This window comes from Arachnia rubra (assembly GCF_019973735.1).
Lineage (GTDB): Bacteria > Actinomycetota > Actinomycetes > Propionibacteriales > Propionibacteriaceae > Arachnia > Arachnia rubra.
In genome coordinates, this window is sequence record NZ_AP024463.1 from 1,518,359 (window position 1) to 1,537,270 (window position 18,912).

14 protein-coding genes are annotated in these 18,912 nt (G+C 64.6%); 4 read left to right on the forward strand and 10 right to left on the reverse strand.

Annotated features, from left to right (window positions below; all coding sequences use genetic code 11):
- Nucleotides 1-3 precede the first annotated feature (3 nt).
- The 8 genes from SK1NUM_RS06875 to SK1NUM_RS06910 form a co-directional block, all read right to left on the reverse strand.
- Nucleotides 4-759 (reverse strand): iron ABC transporter ATP-binding protein, encoded by a 756-nt coding sequence (locus SK1NUM_RS06875; RefSeq protein WP_212327041.1) that lies wholly within the window; start codon nucleotides 757-759, stop codon nucleotides 4-6.
- A complete protein-coding gene (locus SK1NUM_RS06880) occupies nucleotides 756-1,775 on the reverse strand; it encodes an iron chelate uptake ABC transporter family permease subunit (RefSeq protein ID WP_212327043.1) in 1,020 nt (339 codons plus the stop codon). Before SK1NUM_RS06880 ends, SK1NUM_RS06875 begins: the two co-directional genes overlap by 4 nt.
- Entirely contained in the window at nucleotides 1,768-2,781 is a 1,014-nt protein-coding gene (locus SK1NUM_RS06885) for an ABC transporter permease (protein ID WP_212327045.1), read from the reverse strand. Before SK1NUM_RS06885 ends, SK1NUM_RS06880 begins: the two co-directional genes overlap by 8 nt.
- Nucleotides 2,778-3,788, reverse strand: coding sequence for a siderophore ABC transporter substrate-binding protein (locus tag SK1NUM_RS06890; protein WP_223927881.1), 1,011 nt, complete (start codon nucleotides 3,786-3,788; stop codon nucleotides 2,778-2,780). The genes SK1NUM_RS06885 and SK1NUM_RS06890 overlap by 4 nt, the downstream gene beginning before the upstream one ends.
- A gap of 122 nt (nucleotides 3,789-3,910) precedes the next feature.
- A complete protein-coding gene (locus tag SK1NUM_RS06895) occupies nucleotides 3,911-4,696 on the reverse strand; it encodes an NUDIX hydrolase (RefSeq protein WP_212327047.1) in 786 nt (261 codons plus the stop codon).
- Nucleotides 4,693-6,588 (reverse strand): 1,4-alpha-glucan branching protein GlgB, encoded by a 1,896-nt coding sequence (gene glgB, locus SK1NUM_RS06900; RefSeq protein WP_212327049.1) that lies wholly within the window; start codon nucleotides 6,586-6,588, stop codon nucleotides 4,693-4,695. Before glgB ends, SK1NUM_RS06895 begins: the two co-directional genes overlap by 4 nt.
- Nucleotides 6,589-6,598: 10 nt before the next feature.
- A complete protein-coding gene (locus SK1NUM_RS06905) occupies nucleotides 6,599-7,840 on the reverse strand; it encodes a maltokinase N-terminal cap-like domain-containing protein (RefSeq protein WP_212327051.1) in 1,242 nt (413 codons plus the stop codon).
- Between the two features lie 3 nt (nucleotides 7,841-7,843).
- Complete coding sequence (locus SK1NUM_RS06910) at nucleotides 7,844-9,844, reverse strand: alpha-1,4-glucan--maltose-1-phosphate maltosyltransferase (RefSeq protein WP_212327053.1); 2,001 nt, start codon at nucleotides 9,842-9,844, stop codon at nucleotides 7,844-7,846.
- Nucleotides 9,845-9,900: 56 nt separating this feature from the next.
- Here SK1NUM_RS06910 and glgP point away from each other — a divergent pair, with 56 nt between their 5' ends.
- Complete coding sequence (gene glgP, locus SK1NUM_RS06915) at nucleotides 9,901-12,456, forward strand: alpha-glucan family phosphorylase (RefSeq protein ID WP_212327055.1); 2,556 nt, start codon at nucleotides 9,901-9,903, stop codon at nucleotides 12,454-12,456.
- A gap of 59 nt (nucleotides 12,457-12,515) precedes the next feature.
- Here glgP and glgX read toward each other — a convergent pair whose 3' ends face one another.
- Nucleotides 12,516-14,645 carry a glycogen debranching protein GlgX gene (glgX, locus tag SK1NUM_RS06920; protein ID WP_212327057.1) on the reverse strand — a complete coding sequence of 710 codons (2,130 nt, stop codon included), beginning with the start codon at nucleotides 14,643-14,645 and terminating at the stop codon, nucleotides 12,516-12,518.
- 136 nt (nucleotides 14,646-14,781) lie between these two features.
- Nucleotides 14,782-15,618: a polyphosphate kinase 2 gene (gene ppk2 / locus SK1NUM_RS06925; protein ID WP_212327059.1), complete on the reverse strand. Its 837-nt coding sequence runs from the start codon at nucleotides 15,616-15,618 to the stop codon at nucleotides 14,782-14,784.
- Between the two features lie 114 nt (nucleotides 15,619-15,732).
- Here ppk2 and SK1NUM_RS06930 point away from each other — a divergent pair, with 114 nt between their 5' ends.
- Genes SK1NUM_RS06930 through SK1NUM_RS06940 form a run of 3 tightly spaced genes read left to right on the forward strand, consistent with a single transcriptional unit; the run spans nucleotide 15,733 to nucleotide 18,906 of the window.
- Complete coding sequence (locus tag SK1NUM_RS06930) at nucleotides 15,733-16,836, forward strand: cysteine desulfurase family protein (protein WP_212327061.1); 1,104 nt, start codon at nucleotides 15,733-15,735, stop codon at nucleotides 16,834-16,836.
- Nucleotides 16,837-16,888: 52 nt separating this feature from the next.
- Nucleotides 16,889-17,941 carry a tRNA 2-thiouridine(34) synthase MnmA gene (gene mnmA / locus SK1NUM_RS06935; protein WP_244980213.1) on the forward strand — a complete coding sequence of 351 codons (1,053 nt, stop codon included), beginning with the start codon at nucleotides 16,889-16,891 and terminating at the stop codon, nucleotides 17,939-17,941.
- A complete protein-coding gene (locus tag SK1NUM_RS06940) occupies nucleotides 17,941-18,906 on the forward strand; it encodes a uroporphyrinogen decarboxylase/cobalamine-independent methonine synthase family protein (protein ID WP_212327071.1) in 966 nt (321 codons plus the stop codon). The genes mnmA and SK1NUM_RS06940 overlap by 1 nt, the downstream gene beginning before the upstream one ends.
- The last annotated feature ends 6 nt before the right edge of the window (nucleotides 18,907-18,912 follow it).

Sequence of the window (18,912 nt, forward strand, 5' to 3'; positions counted from 1 at the left end):
TTCTTAGAAATAGACTGCCACAGGCCCACGCGGACCGGGAATGATGTCTACCCGAGTCTCAAAGATCTCTGCCAGCACCTCTTCGCGGAAAATCTCCTCCGGGCTTCCCTGGGCCGCCACCTTGCCGTTCTTCATGGCAATGATCGTGTCGGAATAGGCCGCTGCGAAATTGATGTCATGCAGCACGATGACGATCGTGCAGCCCAGTTCCGTTGCCGCCTGGCGCAGATGCTGCATCATCTGGACCGAATGAGCCATGTCCAGGTTGTTGAGGGGCTCGTCCAGCAACACGTACTCGGTGTCCTGAGCCAGCACCATGGCGACGTATGCGCGTTGCCGCTGTCCTCCCGATAGCTCATCGATGAAACGGTCTGCGATATTCTCTAGCCGCAGGAAGGAGATCGCGCGCTCGATGACCTCGATGTCCTCATCGGTCAGGTGTCCCCTCGAATGGGGAAACCGCCCGAAACCAACCAGCTGCCGGACCGTGAGCCGCGTGACGAAGTGGTTCTCCTGGCGCAGCACCGACAGCACCTTCGCCAGATCCCTGGACTTTGCCGTGGCCACATTCATGCCTGCGACCTCGATGGTTCCAGAGTCCATGCCCAGCAGGCGCCCGATCATCGTCAGCAACGTGGATTTCCCTGCGCCGTTCGGCCCCACCAGGGCGGTGATGCCCCCGCTGGGGATCTCAAGTTGCACAGGCCCGATGGTCGTGGTGGGGCTGTATTTCTTCAAGGCCGCGTCTACGAGGATCACAGGCGTCCCTTTCGCAGAAGATAAACAAGGAAGAAGCCGCCACCGACGGCCTCGATGATGATGCCCACCGATCCCGTGGCATAAAAGATGTGCCGCAGGATGAAATAGGCACCCCCGAGAATCACCACGCCAGCCAGCCAGGCCACGGGGAAGATGAGCCGGTGCTCGTGGGTGTCGGACAACTGGTATGCGCTCATCGCTATCAGGAACCCGAGAAACGACATCGGGCCTATCAGTGATGTGCTGACGGCCATCAGCACCGCTGACAGCAGCAGGATCGCCAGGGAGTTGCGGCGATGATCCACGCCTAGGCCGACGGCTGTGTCACGGCCAAGCCCTAAGACGTCGAGGGTCCGTGACATGAACAGCAGTGCTCCTCCCGCCACCACAGCCAGGGGGATGGCGACTGCCAGATGGGACACATCCGCATTGGACAGGTTCCCGATGAGCCGTGCGCTCAGGACGTCGAACGCTGACGGGGTGAGGAGATTCTGCATATATGTGGCAAGGGCCCCCAGGCCGGTTCCGATCACGATGCCCAGCAGCAGCGTCTGGTGGATATTGCTGTGCTCGGTGCGCAGCAGCCGGCCATACAGCAATGCCGCCAGGGCCACCATGAGGCCGACCTGGAGCAGGTACTGCGCCACGCCGTCCATTGCGGTTAGTCCCGCCACACCGTAGAAGAAAACGGCGCTGGTCTGCACCAGGTGGTACAGGGACTCGAATCCCATGATCGAGGGTGTGATGATCCGGTTGTTCGTGATTGTCTGGAAGGCTACCGTCGCCAGTCCTTGGCACCAGGCCACCACGAGGATAACGGCCACGGAGGTGACCCGGAGCCCAGCGATCCGCCAGAAGCCAACGGACCCGGGTGGCATGGGATTTCCCCAGGCCAGGATGCCGTAGCAGATGAGCGGGGCCAGCAACGCCAGGATCGCGAAGGTGATCCAGTAGCGACGTGCCGCCTTGAGGCTGGCGAAGGCTTTGTGTCCTGTCGTTTTCGTGAGCTCAGCCATTCTTCTGCCGTCTCAGGAGAAGGAAGGCGAACGTGAAGGCACCGACCACCGCCAGGATTGTTCCCACGGGCACCTCGAAGGGCATGATCACTATCCGGCCGATGATGTCGCAGATCGTTACCGCGGCCGCACCCAGCAGGCACACCCAGGGCAGGTTGGAGCGAAGGTTGTCTCCTCGCCAGATCGAGACGATGTTCGGGACGATCAATCCCAGGAAGGGCAGGTTTCCGATTACCACGGTGATGATCCCGGTGGTGGCTGCGATCATGCCGGTGCCCAGCAGCACCACCTTCCGGTGGTCGAGTCCGACGTTCGTGGCGACATCCTCTCCGAGACCCGCGATGGTGAACTGGTCAGCGACCACGAAGACTCCCGCCACGACGAATACCACCGCCCAGACCGGCTCATACTGTCCCTGGATCGCGGAAGCGAATGAGCCCTGGAACCAGACCCCGAGGGTTTGGAGCATGTTTGCGGCCTGCGCCAGGTAGGAGGAGACAGCACCAACTACGGCACCCAGCATGATGCCGACGATCGGGACGATCATCGCGGAACGCAGCCTGATGCGCCTCAGGATCAGGAAGAAGATCATTGTGCCGGTGAAGGCGGACAGAATGGCGACCACCATCTTCACCAGCAACGGAGCCTCGGGGAAGAGGATCAGCACGCAGAGCAGACCCAGCCCGGCCCACTCGTTGGTCCCGGTGGTGGTCGGTTCCACGAAACGGTTCTGGGCGATCTGCTGCATCACCAGACCGGACATCGCCATGGCAGAGCCAGCCAGCAGCAGCGAGATGGTGCGTGGGATCCGGGTGAGGGCAAAGATGTGGGCACCGTCCTGGGCGCCCACCACGTCGTAGACCCCCACCATCAGGGACAAAGCCGCCAGGGCGACAACTCCCAGCAGTCCCAGCAGCAGGGGAGCGGTGAGCAGCCGACGCCGGGGCGCGACAGCACCGGGGGCAAGGCTCTCGGCCTCGCCCCCGGCAGCTTCGGTCTTTGTCACTGGGACTTCTCCATGGCGTCAGCCACGGAGTTGAAGAACTCGGTGTAGGTCTGGATACCCTCGTTCAGGTATGTGTCGGTTGGCATGTAGACAATCTGCTCCTTGGTCACGGCGGTCACGTTCTGCAGGGGAGCGGAACCCGCGATCACCTCTTTCGCCGGGGTGTAGCTCTCACCCTCGGCCGTGATGGCGCCGTCGCGGTCCATGACGAAAATCCAGTCCGGGTTGGACTGGGCGATCGCCTCGACGGAGATGTCGTCGCCCTGATGATCTGAGCTGCCCTGGCTCTCCAGTGCGGGGGTGAGGCCCAGGATCTCGAAGACGGGACCGAGCGTGCGGCCAGAACCGGGAGCAGAGTAGTTCACCTTGCCTCCCGAGACGATGACGGCCATCACTTTGGAGCCTGGCTTGTAGGCTGACTTCACCCGGGCGATGGACGCGTCGAAGTTGGCGACCAGCTTGGCGGCCTCGTCCTTTTTGCCGAAGATCTCCCCAGCCAGGGTGATCTGGCGTCTCAGCTCGTCAGCGAAGGGCTTGTCTTCACGGACGTCGATATCTACCAATGCAGCCTCGGGAGTCAGCTGCTTGAACTGGTCGTAGTACTTTTCAAAACGCTGGCCGTTGATGATCAGATCCGGCTGGACGGTGACAGCGGCCTCCAGGTTGGGTTCCTTGTGGTCTCCGAGGTTCACGATCGAGCTGTCGGTCTTGTAAGCCGAGTCCTTCGAGATGATCTCCTGTGGCGCGGCTGCGAGCTTCACACCCCACGTTTCCAAAGGCTCGAACAGGCGGTTGTCGGTCACGATGGCCTTCTTCGGGGGCACTGGAACGGTCACAGAACCGCGATTGTCCTCGATGGTCACCGACGTTGCAGTGGCTGATTGCGAGGCGCCAGACGACGACTCGGCTGGCTGCGAACTCGCACCGCCGCAGGCAGTCAGGCCAAGGCTCACGGTAACGAGAGCGGCCAGGGTGGGGAGCAGACAGGTCTTCTTCAGGGTACTCACGCTCTTCCTCTCCTCTACGGTCGGCAAGGTTAGGTAAGGCGAAGTTAACAGTATTTTTCCTGCGAAAGTAAGAGCTCTTGCGTCCAATTTTCGGGCAGTCACAGGTGCCGGAAAGGGCAAGGTCAGCCGTCAGAGGGTATCCGCATCCCGTTCTCAGTGGTTCCGCGGTAACCGTCGAGCAGCAGGTCGATCCTCCGGGCGGACAACTCGCTGACTCTGTCCGGGAGATTCTCGCGTGGCACCCAGTGGACTGCTCTCAGCTCCGGATCGCAGGGCGCGATGGAGTGGGCCACCGCGGCGGGGAGGACGCCCCCGTCGTAGATGAACTCGATGGCATCGTCCCAGCACAGGTACGGAGGCATCCAGTCGGTGAGAGCCGGTTCCCCCAGGTCGATGTCGAGGCCGATCTCCTCACGCAACTCACGGCGCGCCCCCAGCCTTGGCGACTCACCTGGGTCCACCACACCTCCAGGCAGCTCCCAGTCATCCTTGTATGTGGTCTCGGTCAGCAGCACGTTGCCCGACTCATCGCGGAAAACAACATGGGCGATGGTCCGTTTCGCCGGCAGCACCGAGTTCATCACACCGGAGAAGCCATGTGGCCCGTAGACCGGATCGACCGCCAGGCGCGCGTAGATCAGCACATCCACCAGATGGCCCGACGGTTTCAGCAGCGCAGAGCGCAGCCGTCCTTCCCTGCGGAACCCACAGCGATGCAGTGCCACCATGGCGGCCCGGTCGGTGGCCGGGATGTCGCACTGCAGGCGCCGCAGTTCATGAGCCAGGATGGCGTCGTCAGCGGCCAGGGACACCGCACGCTCCAGCGTCTCCGCATCCACCACCTGCTCTTCCCAGCGAAGCTGGCCCACATCACCGGCGATGTCCACCTGTACCTTGAAGTCACTCACTTCGCGTTGTGCCGTAACCAGATGGAGCCCAGCGGCGGGATCGTCACCTCGGCGCTGGCCGGGAAGTGTCCCCAGGGCTCGGGGCGGGCGGTCACCGTGCCCAGGTTGCCGAACTGCCCAGAGCCGTCGTAGAACTCCGAGTCGGTGTTCAGGATCTCCTCCCACTGGCCCTCCGCCGGCAACCCGACGGAGTAATCGCGCAGCGGCTCGGGCGAGAAGTTGGTGAAACAAGCCACATGGTTGCCCTGGGAGTCGTGACGCACCCAGCTCAGCGTGTTGCGGCCCCCGTCGTCAGCGTTGATCCAGGTGAACCCATCCGGGTCATCGTCCAGCTCGAACAGCGGCGGAGTGTCCCGGTAGATCGCGTTGAGATCGTGGAGCAACCGTTGCAGCCCACCGTGACCCCAGAGCTCCGTGACCCACCACTCCAAGCTGGTGGCCTCGTTGAACTCGGGGCGCTGCCCGAACTCGGATCCCATGAAGATCAGCTGTTTGCCGGGGAAACTCCACATGAAGGAGTAGAAGGCCCGCAGCGTTGCGAACTTACGCCAGTCATCCTGGGGCACCTTATTGATCATCGAGCCCTTGCCATGGACCACCTCATCATGGCTGATGGGCAGGATGAAATTTTCCGAATACTGGTAGACCATCGCGAAGGTCAGCAGATTGTGCTCGTACTGGCGATAGATCGGGTCGAGGGCAAGATAACGCAGCGAGTCATTCATCCAGCCCATGTTCCATTTGAATCCGAAGCCGAGACCACCCTCGTGGACTGGTTTCGTGACCCCTGGGAAACTCGTGGACTCCTCGGCGATCATCATCGTGCCGGGATGCCGCTCATAGAGGTGCCGGTTGACGTATCGCAGGAAGTCGATGGCCTCCAGGTTCTCCCGGCCACCGTACTTGTTTGGTATCCACTGGCCCTCGGCGCGCGAGTAGTCGAGGTAGAGCATCGAGGCCACCGCATCGACCCGTAGGCCGTCGATGTGGAACTCGGTCAGCCAGTAGAGGGCATTGGAGACCAGGAAGCTCTTCACCTCGTTGCGCCCGTAGTTGAAGATGTAGGTTCCCCAGTCCATGTGCTCGCCCTGCCGGGGGTCGGCATGCTCGTACAGGGCGGTGCCATCGAAACGTCCGAGCGCCCAGTCGTCCTTGGGGAAGTGACCTGGCACCCAGTCGAGGATCACACCGATCCCAGCCTGGTGGAGCTTGTCGATCAGGAATCGGAGGTCATCGGGTTTGCCGAAGCGGCTCGTGGGGGAGTAATAGCCGGTTACCTGGTAGCCCCAGCTCGGCTCGAATGGGTGCTCGGCCAGCGGCATGAACTCGACATGCGTATATCCCTGCCATTTGACATAGGACACCAGCTCCTCGGCCAGATCCAGATAGCTTTTGCCGCGGCGCCAGCCACCCAGGTGGACCTCGTAGATGCTCATCGGCTCCTTGTAGGGCTCTGACGAGGCGCGCCTGGCCATCCACTGGTCATCAGACCAGGCGTATCTCGACTCGTAGACGATCGAGGCGTTCGCGGGTGCCTGCTCCGAGAAACGTGCCATCGGGTCAACTTTCTCGCGCCAGACACCATCAGGGCCCTGGATGCGGAACTTGTAGAGAGCTCCCTCGCCCAAACCCTCGATGAAGGTGCCCCACACCCCGGAACCGGGAATCAGCTGCATCGGGTCGCCGGTCCACCAGTTGAAGTCACCGATCACCTGCACCGCGCGAGCATTGGGTGCCCAGACCGCGAACCTGACGCCTTCGATGGGTCCCCTCTCATCGTCCTCGACCGTGCACTGGAAGGCGCCGAGACGCTTCCAGAGTTCGGTGTCGCCACCGTTGTGGAATCCTTCCAGGTCCCAGCCGGTCAGCCCGCCAAACGGATCATGCGCCATTGTCAGCTCCTCAAGACTCGATGCCTGTCAGATAATCTACCGGGATACGGAGGCAAGTGGGGCGATTCCGGGATTCGTAGACCGTCTCGTAGACGGCCTTGTCCACCTCGTAGGCGAGCAGGGCTTCCGCCAGGATTCCGGCGGTGCCGTCGTAACCCTCCAGGAAGGCCGCCCGGGCATCGTCCCGCCAGCCCTCGGGGGCATCTCCGCTGGCCGCGGCGTAGTCGAAGGAGCGCAACATGCCGGCCACGTCCCGCAGCGGGGAATCGGGTTCGCGTCTCTCCTGCAACGATTTGATGGGCTCGCCCTCGAAGTCGACGTAGCGCCAGCCGTTCCGGGTTGACAGCGCCTGACCGAGATGGCAGTCCCCGTGGATGCGCTGGATCGGCAACTCGAGTTCCTCAATGACGGAGTAGGCCCGCAGCGCCGGGCCGCGGAACCTCTCGAGCAGCGGAACCTCAGATGCGGCGGCGTCCAGTCGTGCCCGGAACTGGGCCACCAGTTTCCGTCCGTGCAGTCTGCCGGTGGGGAAACGACTGGCCAAAAGGTCGTGCACCCGGTTCAGCTGGCGGCCCAGTTCCCGGGCCTGCTCGGTGAAACCGGTTCCGGTCCCGGCGGCCCGGCAGGCCTCGACGAATCCGTCGCGCGGATCGGGCAGCGCCTCCAGGAACACCCCGAGGTGCGCCCCACGCCACTCCCACCAGCCGAAAAGCTCCGCCACCGCACCGGAACCGGACAGGGCCCGGTGCATCTCGACATCGACGTTCGGGCCGTTCTCGATGCGACGAAAGATCTTTCCGACGATCAGGTCCCCGAAGAAAATCGACGTGTTCGACTGTTCCCCGCGGTAGCGGCGGCCCGGGAGCCCGGAGGGAACCTCCCGGGTGGCCACGAAACCCGGTGCGCCGGAGGACAGGCAGTCGAGCAGCGCGGTCATCGCGGCGGGTTCGTCCGCGACCTCCGCGACATCGAAACCGGTTCCTTCCAATTCGATGCGCGCCAAGGGTTCCGTGGGGCAGTCCCCGGCGGCGTGGAAGGCCAGCGGCACGTGGTATCTCTCTGTTTCCCCCGTCGGGTAGGCCACCTCCAGCAGGGCGCTTCGCAGCCCGGGGCTGGCTTCTCCCGGCGGCCGGAACCAGTCGGTGAGTTCTACTTGGCGGGGAACCCCGCCGCGGGAACGCCCGGAGAACCACCGGGCATTTCCGGCCAGCTTCCAGAGCGCCCCGAGCAGCGGGTCGTGGTTGCGGTTCATGGTTCAGCGCGAGGTGACGTGGAAGATGTGGGCGGGCTTGCCTGGGTACAGGCGAACCCAGTTCTTCTCACCCCAGATGTAGGTGTCGCCCGACAGCTCGTCGTGGACCTCGACGGCAGCTCCCGGGGGAAGCCCCAGAGCCGGGAGGTCCAGGTAGACCTCGGACTCCACGGTGTTGTCCGGATCCAGTGAGCAGACCACCAGCATGACGTCGTCCCCGTCGTGTTTCGAGTAGACCATCACCGAGTCGTGGGGTGCGTGGTGGAAGTGAATGTCACGTAGCTGCTGCAGGGCCGGGTGCTTCTCGCGGATGTCATTCAGCCGTCCCAGCAGCAGGTTCAGATTCGGTTCCGCGTCAAAATCCCGTGGCCGGAACTCATACTTCTCGGAGTTGAGGTACTCCTCCCGGCCCGGGGCCAGCGCGGTGTGCTCGAACAGCTCGAATCCCGAGTACACACCCCAGGAGGGGGACAGCGTAGCTGCCAGGATGGCCCGGATCGCGAATATCGCGGGATTCCCGGACTGCAGGTGGAAGGGCAGAATATCCGGGGTGTTGACGAAGAAATTGGGCCGGTAGTAGGGGGCCATGTCCCGGCTCAGCTCCGTCAGGTATTCCGTGAGCTCCCACTTCGCGACGCGCCAGGTGAAATACGTGTACGACTGCTGGAAACCGACCTTACCGAGGGCCGCCATCATCTGCGGTTTGGTGAAGGCCTCGGCCAGGAAGATGACCTCCGGGTTGGTCTCGTGCACCCGCTCCAGCAACCAGTCCCAGAACTCCACGGGTTTGGTGTGGGGGTTGTCCACCCGGAAGATCGTCACGCCGCGGTCGATCCACAGCTGCACGACCCTCAGCACCTCCTGGTAGATGCCCTCGGGATCGTTGTCGAAGTTCAGGGGATAGATGTCCTGGTACTTCTTGGGCGGGTTCTCCGCGTAGGCGATGGTCCCGTCCAGGCGGGTGGTGAACCATTCGGGATGTTCCTGCACCCACGGATGGTCGGGGGAGGCCTGGAGGGCGAGGTCGAGGGCCAGCTCCAGTCCGAGGGACTTCGCCTTCGCGACGAACCGCTCGAAGGACTCGAGATCACCCAGGTCGGGGTGGATGGCGTCGTGCCCGCCGTCGAGAGAACCGATGGCCCACGGGGACCCCGGGTCGTCGGGGGCCGGGTCGAGACTGTTGTTCTTCCCCTTCCGGAAGGCCGAACCGATGGGATGGATCGGGGGCAGGTAGGCCACGTGGAAACCCATCGCCGCGATCGCCTCGAGACGCGAGTGCGAGGAGTCGAAACCACCCGAGATCCAGTTGCCCTCCTCGTCGCGCATGGCCCCCTGGGAGCGCGGGAAGAACTCGTACCACGACGAGTAGAGGGCGCGGCGGCGTTCTACGCGGATCGGGTATTCCTGGGTGGCGGAGATGCATTCCCTCGGGCCGAAACGCGCCATGGCCCGTTCGATGGGGCGCGAGTTGATGAGTTCCTCTATCTCGCTGGCCGGAGTCTCGGGGCTCAGTGCCTCGGCGGCCGCCCGTAGCAGATGGGAGGCGGCCATCACCCGCGACTGCTCGGCGGTCTCGGCAGCCTCGTTGAAAAGCTCACGGCCCTCCAAGCACAGAAGGTCCACATCCATGCCGAGCGGCAGCTTCATCAGCGCATGGTGGCGCCAGGTCCCCCAGGGATCGGACCAGCCCTCGACACGGAAGGTCCAGTCTCCCTCGGTGGCCATGCGTACGTGGGCTTGCCAGATGTCGAGGCCCTGGGGCTCGACCTGGGTCATGTCAATGCGGCGCTGGGTGCCGTGTGGTGCGGTGAGGATCACGGATGCGTTTACGGCGTCGTGGCCCTCGCGGAACACGTTCGCGCTGATCAGGATTCGTTCATGCGCCACGGCCTTTACCGGGTAGGCGCCGTCGGCTATCACGGGGGAAACCCCCGTTACCGGGATGCGGCCGAAACCGCCTTCGGTGCGTCGCAGGTGTGCTCTGGCTGGTGTGGGGTGGTTCACAGGAACCACCCTATCTTCCTCAGGGTTTCGTGTGCCGGGGTGAGTCAATGTAATTTATGCCCGTGCGTGCATTCCGACGATTCACCGTTCATCCTGTGCTGCCCGAACGCATCGCGAAGCTCGATGCGCTGGCGAAGAATCTTCGCTGGTCGTGGCACCAGGAGACCCGGGATCTTTTCCGGGCCATCGACCCTAAGCTCTGGGAGGAGGTGGGTGAGGATCCCGTCAAGCTGCTGTCCGCGGTGCGTCCGGAGAGAGTGCAACAGCTTGCCACGGACCAGGTCTTCGCCCGCAACGTGGAGCTTCTTCATGATGATCTGACCAACTATCTCTCCGCCGACCTGTGGTTCCAGCGCTACGCAGCTGACAACGAGGACGCCCCGGCGGGCGTCGGATACTTCTCTGCCGAGTTCGGGGTCAGCCAGGTGCTGCCCCAGTACTCGGGAGGGTTGGGAATCCTCGCCGGCGACCACCTGAAGGCGGCATCCGATCTCGGGCTGCCTCTGATCGGCGTTGGCCTGCTGTACCGCTACGGCTACTTCAGGCAGTCGCTGAACGCGTCCGGCTGGCAGCAGGAGCGCTACCCGGTGCTTCCCTCCAACGAGATGCCCGTTGTGCGCCTGCTGGACTCCGCCGGAAACCCGCAGCAGATCAGTGTTGAGGTGTCGGGGCGGGAGGTCTTCGCCTCCATCTGGGTGGCCTCCGTGGGGCGTATTCCCCTGCTGATGCTCGACACCGACCGCGATGACAACGATCCTGAGGCGCGTAACATCACCGACCGGCTCTACGGCGGCGGCACCGAGCACCGCCTCGCGCAGGAGGTCGTCCTGGGTATAGGCGGTGTGCGGGCGCTGCGCCGCTATTGCGAGATCACCGGGCATCCCCAGCCGGATGTCTACCACTGCAACGAGGGACACGCTGGTTTCCTCGGTTTCGAGCGGATCCGCGAGTACCTGGCGGCTGGGCACGACCTGGGGGCGGCTGTCGAGCTGACCCGTGCCGGCACCGTGTTCACTACCCACACCCCCGTGCCGGCAGGCATCGATCGTTTCGACAAGAACCTCATCGAGCATCAGTTCGCGAACTTCGACCCCGGCCTGCCCTTGGACGCCATTATGTCCTTCGGCTCTGAGACCTACCACGGCGGCGACCCGTCGCGGTACAACATGGCGGTCCTGGGGCTGCGGCTCGGCCAGCGCGCCAACGGCGTCTCCAAACTCCATGGCGAGGTCTCCCGCGAGATGTTCAACGGCCTGTGGCCCGAGTTCGACACCACCGAGGTGCCTATCGGGTCCGTCACCAACGGGGTCCACCACCGCACCTGGATCCATCCAGAACTCCTGGAGATCCTCAAAGCCCATACTGACGACTCCAGCACGGTTGTCGCCGGCTACGACTGGGCGGCGATCCAGGAAGTGGACGATGACACCCTGTGGGGGCTGAAGCGGCAGCTGCGCTCCTCCATGATCCAGATGGCTCGCCAGCGCCTGGCCGAGTCCTGCAAGGCCCGCGGTATACCCGCGGACTGGACGGCGGAGGCCCTCAACCCGCGGGTCTTGACCCTCGGATTCGCCCGGCGTGGTGCCTCCTACAAGCGCTTGACGCTGATGCTCTCCAACCCAGAGCGACTGAAGGCCCTGCTGAACCATCCGACGACCCCCATCCAGATCGTGATCGCCGGTAAGGCGCATCCCGCCGACAACATCGGCAAGTCGCTGATCCAGCAGATGGTCCAATTCTCCGACCAGGAGGACGTGCGGGGCAAGCTGGTCTTCCTGCCCGACTACGACATGTCCCTGGCGCGGCCGCTGTACCCGGGATGCGATGTGTGGGTGAATAACCCGCTGCGCCCCTATGAGGCCTGCGGCACCTCCGGCATGAAGGCTGCTCTCAACGGCGCCGCCAACCTGTCCATCCGTGACGGCTGGTGGGATGAGCTGTACTCGCCCCGTTTCGGATGGGAGATTCCCTCAGCCGAGGGCATCGCCGACCAGGCCGAGCGTGACGCGGCAGAGGCTGAGTTCCTGTATTCGATCATCGAGAACGAGATCATCCCGCGCTTCTACACCCTGGATGCCAACGGCAACCCGGCAGAGTGGCTCAAGATGATGCGGGACTGTATCTCCGACCTCGGCCCGGAGATCCTGGCGTCCCGGATGGTCCGGGACTACGTGACCGACTACTACACCCCGGCTGCCCAGTCCATGGCCGCCCGTGGCAAGGGCCGCGTCGCCGCCGACCTGGCGCAGTGGAAGGAACGGGTCCGCCGAGACTGGCATTCCGCCCAGGTGGTCGGGCTCGACGTCGGTGTCACAGGACAGCTGGAGACCGGGACGGTCCTGCGGCCGACCGTTGACGTGCGTCTCGGGAATCTGAGGCCCGAGGATGTGGCCGTCCAGCTGATCTTCGGCGACGTTGACGACAAGGATAGGCTCCACAACATCCGCAAGTACCCGACAACCCCGGTGGGGGAGTCAGACGGGGTCACCCGGTTCGTGGCTGAGATTCCCACCCAGTATGCGGGGCAGATCGGCTGCCTGGCCCGCATGGTGCCCTCGCATCCGCTGCTGGCCAGCGATTCCGAGATGGGGCTGTCTGCCGTCATCCAGTGAGTCTGAGACGCAAGACCCCGCGGGAGAGATCCCCGCGGGGTCTTGCTCTGCCCAGCAGTTCAGTGCGCCAACGGAGCTGGCATCGCCAGCAGCTCAGCAGCAGTGGCGGGCACGTCGCAGCGCGTCAGCACGACACACCGGCCCGGGATGCGCAGGACGGAGCCGGGGTGCAGGTCATCGGTGGGGAGCTCGTCTGTGCCTGCTGAGTGCCAGATGATCCTGATGCGAGCAGCCCAGGGCGCCCTGGGAAGAACCACATCAATGGGATCGGGGCCAGAGTGGAACCAGGCCAGGAACGCATCTGAGTCGTCCGAGACATACATGCCGAGCAGGCGGCGGGAACCGTCGTGCCAGTCCTGCTCGCCCATCTGAGCGCCGCTGTCGTTGAACCAGGTCAGGTCGACGCGCCGCAGGTTCTCCCCGTGGGCGTTGATGATGTCGGTGTGGTGGAGATAGCGGTCGGGGCGCAGCAGGGGATGCTGGGACCTCAGGTGCAGGAGCTTCACCAGCCGGTTCCGGACCGACTGCCAGCGCGGGTCAGGTGCCCAGTCCACCCAGCTCAGGGGTGAGTCCTGGCAGTAGGCGTTGTTGTTCCCCTTCTGCGTGCGTCCGAACTCGTCGCCGGCGAGGATCATGGGTGTCCCTGCGGCGAGCACCTGGGTGGCGTGCATGTTCAGCACCTGGCGGGCCCGCAGGTCATTGATCGCAGCATCATCGCTCTCGCCCTCGAAACCGTGGTTCCAGGAGCGGTTGTTGTCGCTTCCGTCGCGGTTGCCCTCACCGTTGGCTGAATTGTGTTTGACGTCATAGCTGACGAGGTCCCGCATGGTGAAGCCGTCGTGTGCTGTGACGAAATTGATGGAGGCCTGTGGCCTCCTGCCGTTGTGGTGGAACACATCGGGTGAGCCGGACAGGCGGGTCGCGAGTTCCTGGACCCCGTGGACTGTGCTCTTCCAATAGTCGCGGACATGGTCGCGGAAGCGATCGTTCCACTCCGACCAGCCGGGTCCGAAGCTGCCGAGCTGGTAGCCGTAGGGGCCGATGTCCCACGGCTCGGCTATCAGCTTCACCTCCGACAGCACCGGGTCGGAGTCGATCTGCTGCTTCAGTGGGTGATCGGGGATGAAACGATGCTGGCCGTCTCGGAACAGGGTTGGTGCCAGGTCGAACCGGAATCCGTCGATGCCCATGTGCTCCACCCAGTAGCGGAGGGAATCGACGATCAGCTGCCGGACCCTCGGCGTCCACGAGTTCACCGAGTTACCGCAGCCGGTCACGTCGTAGTCGTCCCTCAGGTCATCGGTGAGCCGGTAGTAGCCAGCGTGGTCGATACCGCGCATGGATAGGGTCGGTCCCTCGTGCCCTCCCTCGGCGGTGTGGTTGTAGACGACATCGAGGATTACCTCGATGCCAGCGTCGTGGAGGGCTGTGACCATTGCCTTGAACTCGGTCACCTGGTTTCCGAGCGTCCCGCGGGTGGCGTAGTAGGCGTGGGGCGCGAAATAGCTGAGGGTGTTGTATCCCCAATAGTTGCGAAGTCCCTTGTGGGCGATGAAGGGCTCTGAGGCGTAGTGGTGGATGGGCAGCAGCTCCACGGCTGTGATCCCCGTCTCTAGCAAGTAGGCGATCACATCCGGATATGCCAGGGCAGCGTATGAGCCGCGCAAATGCTCGGGTACCAACGGGTGCATCTTGGTGAAGCCCCGCACATGCATCTCGTAGATCACCGATTCCGCCATGGGGCGCCGTCCCCCGGCCACGGGCGGGGGTGGGGGAGTGTCGGCGACGACCACTCCCAGGGGCACCGCACCGAGTGAATCGGTGGAGTCTGGGCGGAAGGCGTTGGTGGCGATGTGGTCATGGATCGGTCCCCGGTAGTCGATCCCCCCGGTGACGGCGCGGGCGTACGGGTCCAGCAGGAGCCGTGCCGGATTGAAGCGGCGTCCATGGCCGGGAGCCCAGTCGCCGTGGACACGGTAGCCGTACTCCTGGCCCTCCCTGGCGCCGGGCACGAAGGTATGCCAGATCCCCTGCTCGTCGACGGTCATCTCGATGTTGCGCTGATTCTTCACCGGGTCTATCAGCGACAACTCAACACGGCTGGCGTTGGGTGCCCAGAGGCCGAAGCCGACGCCGTCCTCCTCGACTTTCGCGCCGAGCCGGCTGCTGTCGAGTGGATCAATGAACATTTTTAACCTTTCGTGCCTTGTGGACCGGGTCCGCGAGGGCCGGGTTATTGTGCCACAATCTGTCTGGCCTCATTGGCCACGAGGCCAGCCGGCAGCGGAACGCGGAGATCACAGGGCTGCAGTCGAGGTAGGCCCGTTAGGCATCGTCCTCTGGGTCCTGGTATGTCGTCGTCCTCGTCAGCGTCGCGGTGACGTCGGGTACCTCGTTCAGCAGGCGCCGCTCAGTACGGACGTAGCCATTCGACCGGGGCCGGTCCGGAAGGGTCAGGGGCGGCCGGTCCACATGCTCGTAGGGGATGGTGGACAGTAGGTGGGAGATCATGTTGATCCGCGCCCGTTTCTTGTCCCCGGCCTCGACGACATTCCAGCGGTTGCCTGGCAGATCGGTATGGACGAACATCTCGTCTTTGGCGCGGCTGTACTCCTCCCAGCGGGTAATGGACTCCAGGTCGGTGGGGGAGAGTTTCCAACGCCGCATCGGGTCCGTCAGCCGGGAGCGGAAACGTTTCTCCTGTTCCTTATCGGACACTGAGAACCAGTATTTGCGCAGCAGGATGCCATCGTCTATGAGCATCTGTTCGAACTGCGGGCACTGCCTCAGGAAACGGACGTACTCCTCGGGGCTGCAGTAGCCCATCACACGCTCCACCCCGGCACGGTTGTACCAGGAGCGGTCGAACAGGACGATCTCGCCAGCCGCCGGCAGATGCTCGATGTAGCGCTGGAAATACCACTGTGTGCGTTGTCGTTCTGTGGGGACGGGAAGAGCGACCACTCGCGCCACCCGGGGATTCAGGAACTCTGTAACCCGTTTGATGGCTCCGCCCTTGCCGGCGGCGTCACGGCCCTCGAAGAGGATGACGAGACGGGCACCCACCGCCTTGACCCACTCCTGCATCTCCACCAGCTCGGTCTGGAGCCGGGTCAGTTCCGCCTCGTATCGGGCGGTGTCTAGTTTCTGGAGTTTCGCCATACGCCATTCTCACACTCCGCTGAGCCAACGGGCCCAGGGAGGGGGCAAATCCCAGTGGGCCTGGTCGTCGCGGGTGAACCGATCCCTTCTTAGTGGGATCTCTAAGCTGGGTGGGTGAACAGCTATCTGGACCATGCCGCCACCTCGCCGATGCGCCCGGAGGCTAAGGAGGCCCTGCTGCGTGAGGCCTCACGGGTGGGGAATGCCTCCTCGCTGCACCGGGCCGGGCAGCAGGCCAGACGCAGGCTTGAGGAGGCTCGTGAGGAACTGGCGGCTGCGCTGGGAGCCAGCCCTCCTGAGGTGATCTTCACCTCGGGAGGCTCGGAGGCTGACTCGATAGCGATCCTGGGCTCGCTCGCCGCCCGGCCTGAAAGGGTGGGAGCCCTGGTGTCGGCGGTGGAGCACCCGGCGGTCCTGGAAGCACGGGGCCATGGTGCCGGGGTGCTGCCGGTCGGTCCGGACGGTGTGGTCCTGGAGCCGGCATGGGACAGCGCCGATGAGAACGTCGCAGTGATCTCGGTCATGACCGTCAACAACGAGACGGGGGTGATCCAGCCGCTGGACAGGCTTGTCTCGACCTGCTCCAGGACCGGGGCCTGGAGCCATAGTGACGCGGTGCAGGCCTTCGGTCATATTCCCCTGGAGTTCCAGTCCCTGGGCTTGGACCTGATGAGTGTCTCGGCGCACAAGATCGGCGGGCCGGTCGGTGTCGGGGCTCTTGTGGTGAGGCGTGGCATCACTCCGTGCCCCATAGGGCTGGGCGGTGGTCAGGAGGGGCGAATCCGCTCCGGCACCCTCCCAGTGGCCCTGGCGGCCTCATTCGCTGCTGCCGCCACCAAGGCTGTCGCGGAGCTTGCGGCCGAGTCAGCCCAGCTCACCAGCCTACGCGATGACATCCGTGGACTTGCCCTCGCCAGCGGTGGGCGGGTCAATGGCAAGGACTGCGCCCCGCACATCGTCAGTGTCACCTTCCCAGGACTGCGGGCCCAGGACCTCCTGTTCCTGCTGGACGCCAGCGGCATCTACGCCTCCGCGGGCTCCGCCTGCCGCGCTGGTGTGCACCGTCCCAGCGAGGTGCTGCTCGCCATGGGGGCCCCGGAGGACGAGGCCGCAGCTACGGTGCGGTTCTCGCTCGGTCACTCGAGCACCCTGGAGGATGTCGCCCAGCTTCGCCAGGTGCTGCCGGCAGCCGTGGAACGAGCCCGCGCAGCCGGATAGAATTCTGCGGCCACAGTTGTGGGAAGGAGGGAGTATGAAGGTTCTGGCAGCTATGTCAGGGGGGGTCGACTCTGCGGTCGCAGCCGCGCGTCTCGTGGCCGCGGGACATGACGTGACCGGGGTGCACCTGGCGCTGAACCGCAACCCTCAGCCCTACCGGGAGGGGTCTCGTGGCTGTTGTTCCCTGGAGGACGCCCATGACGCCAGGCGCGCCGCCGACCTGCTGGACATCCCGTTCTACGTGTGGGACTTCTCGGAGCAGTTCCAGGAGGAGGTCATCGATGACTTCGTCGCTGAGTACCGCGCTGGCCGCACCCCGAACCCCTGCCTGAGATGCAACGAGCGGATCAAGTTCGCGGCTGTACTCGAGCGAGGAGTCGCGCTCGGTTTTGACGCTGTCGCGACGGGCCACTATGCCAGGGTGGTGGACAACGGGGCGGAACTGGAACTGCATCGTGCCGCCGACCCCGACAAGGATCAGTCCTACGTGCTCGGCGTGCTGAACCAGGAACAGCTGCGCCGTTCGCTGTTCCCACTGGCCGACACCCCCAAGCCCGAGGTGCGTGCGGAGGCCGAGGCCCTCGGGCTCAAGGTTGCCAGCAAGCCCGACTCCTACGACATCTGCTTTATTCCCGACGGCAACACCCAGGGCTATCTGCGGGCACAGCTCGGGGAGACGGCAGGTCCCATCGTCGACGACACCGGGACTGAACTCGGACGGCACCGTGGCCATCATGGTTTCACGGTGGGGCAGCGCAAGGGACTCGATCTGCGCGTGCCGGCTCCCGATGGCAAGCCTCGGTACGTGCTGCGGATCGAGCCGGCTGGCAACCGTGTCGTGGTCGGGCCGCGAGAGTCACTGCAGGTCTCTCGGCTCGGCGGGATCCGTCCCACCTGGACTCAGACCAGGGTGGCTGGTACGTGGCGGGGACAGGTGCAGTACCGGGCTCACGGATCGGCATTGCCCGCGACGATCACCACGGAGACTGGGCAGGTGGTCGTGAACCTTGACGAACCGGCGCGGGGAGTGGCGCCCGGGCAGTCGATGGTGTTCTTCGACGACACCCGGGTGGTCGGCTCTGCGACGATCAGCGAGGCCGCCTGATGTACGTCACTGCCGCAGGGTCGCTCCCCGGAGAGGACTTCCGTGGGGCCCTGAGCGCGATGGCTGATGTGCTTGGCGAGGTGCTGCCACTGCCCGAGCTGCCGGACCGGGGCCTTGCGTCCGGGATGGTCGGACGGGCGGTGGGGATCATCGATGGCCTGGGTTTCGATGTGCAGCCAGCCGGATGGCGTCTCACCAGCGCACCTGGGGCCGACCAGCTGTGCGCTCGGGCGCAGTGGCGCCGTGACCTGGATGATGCGGAGGAGCTGCTCCAGGACTTTGATGGCGTCCTGAAGGTGGGGATTGCCGGCCCATGGACTCTGGCGGCGGCCGTCGAGCGTCCCCGGGGAGACCGGCTGTTGGCGGATCATGGGGCGCGCAGGGAGGTGGCCCAGGCGCTGGCCGAGGGTTGGGCCCAGCTCCGGGCAGACCTACAACGCCGTATTCCCGGCGCAGAGGTGCTGCTGCAGGTGGATGAGCCCGCGCTGGTGGCAGTGGCAGACGGTGCCATCCCGACAGCCTCCGGTTTCGGGAAGCACCGGCGGGCCGGTGTCCCTGAGCTGGTGGAGGCGCTGAGGCCCCTGGCGGGAGGCGCCTGGCTTCACTGCTGTGCCCCGGGAGACTGGCTGCCGGTTGCCGAGCGTGCTGGATTCAGTACGGCCGCCCTCGACACCCGCCTGTTCCGTGGCGCGGGGGAAGTGGACGCTGTCGCCGACTGGGTGCACGCGGGCCGGCACCTGGCGCCGGGGATTGTCGACACATCAGCCGCGCGGTCTCAGAGCGTCGACGAGCTGGTCTCGGAGGCGCTCCGAATACTGCGGCCTCTCGAAATTCCAGCCCACGAGGCCGCCGCCCGGGTGACGCTGACCACGGCCTGCGGCTTGGCCTCCTGGCCACAGGGCATGATCTCAAGCCAGCTGGACTCGCTGCGAAGGGCGGCGGGCCTCGTCGCCGAGGCTTTGTGACTGGGG

Bases quoted from the DNA above. Each gene is read 5' to 3' on its own strand.
- SK1NUM_RS06905 (WP_212327051.1), bottom strand. From the start codon at position 7,840: ATGAACCGCAACCACGACCCGCTGCTCGGGGCGCTCTGGAAGCTGGCC.
- SK1NUM_RS06880 (WP_212327043.1), bottom strand. From the start codon at position 1,775: ATGGCTGAGCTCACGAAAACGACAGGACACAAAGCCTTCGCCAGCCTC.
- glgP (WP_212327055.1), top strand. From the start codon at position 9,901: ATGCCCGTGCGTGCATTCCGACGATTCACCGTTCATCCTGTGCTGCCC.
- mnmA (WP_244980213.1), top strand. From the start codon at position 16,889: ATGTCAGGGGGGGTCGACTCTGCGGTCGCAGCCGCGCGTCTCGTGGCC.
- SK1NUM_RS06940 (WP_212327071.1), top strand. From the start codon at position 17,941: ATGTACGTCACTGCCGCAGGGTCGCTCCCCGGAGAGGACTTCCGTGGG.
- glgX (WP_212327057.1), bottom strand. From the start codon at position 14,645: ATGTTCATTGATCCACTCGACAGCAGCCGGCTCGGCGCGAAAGTCGAG.
- ppk2 (WP_212327059.1), bottom strand. From the start codon at position 15,618: ATGGCGAAACTCCAGAAACTAGACACCGCCCGATACGAGGCGGAACTG.
- glgB (WP_212327049.1), bottom strand. From the start codon at position 6,588: ATGGCGCATGATCCGTTTGGCGGGCTGACCGGCTGGGACCTGGAAGGA.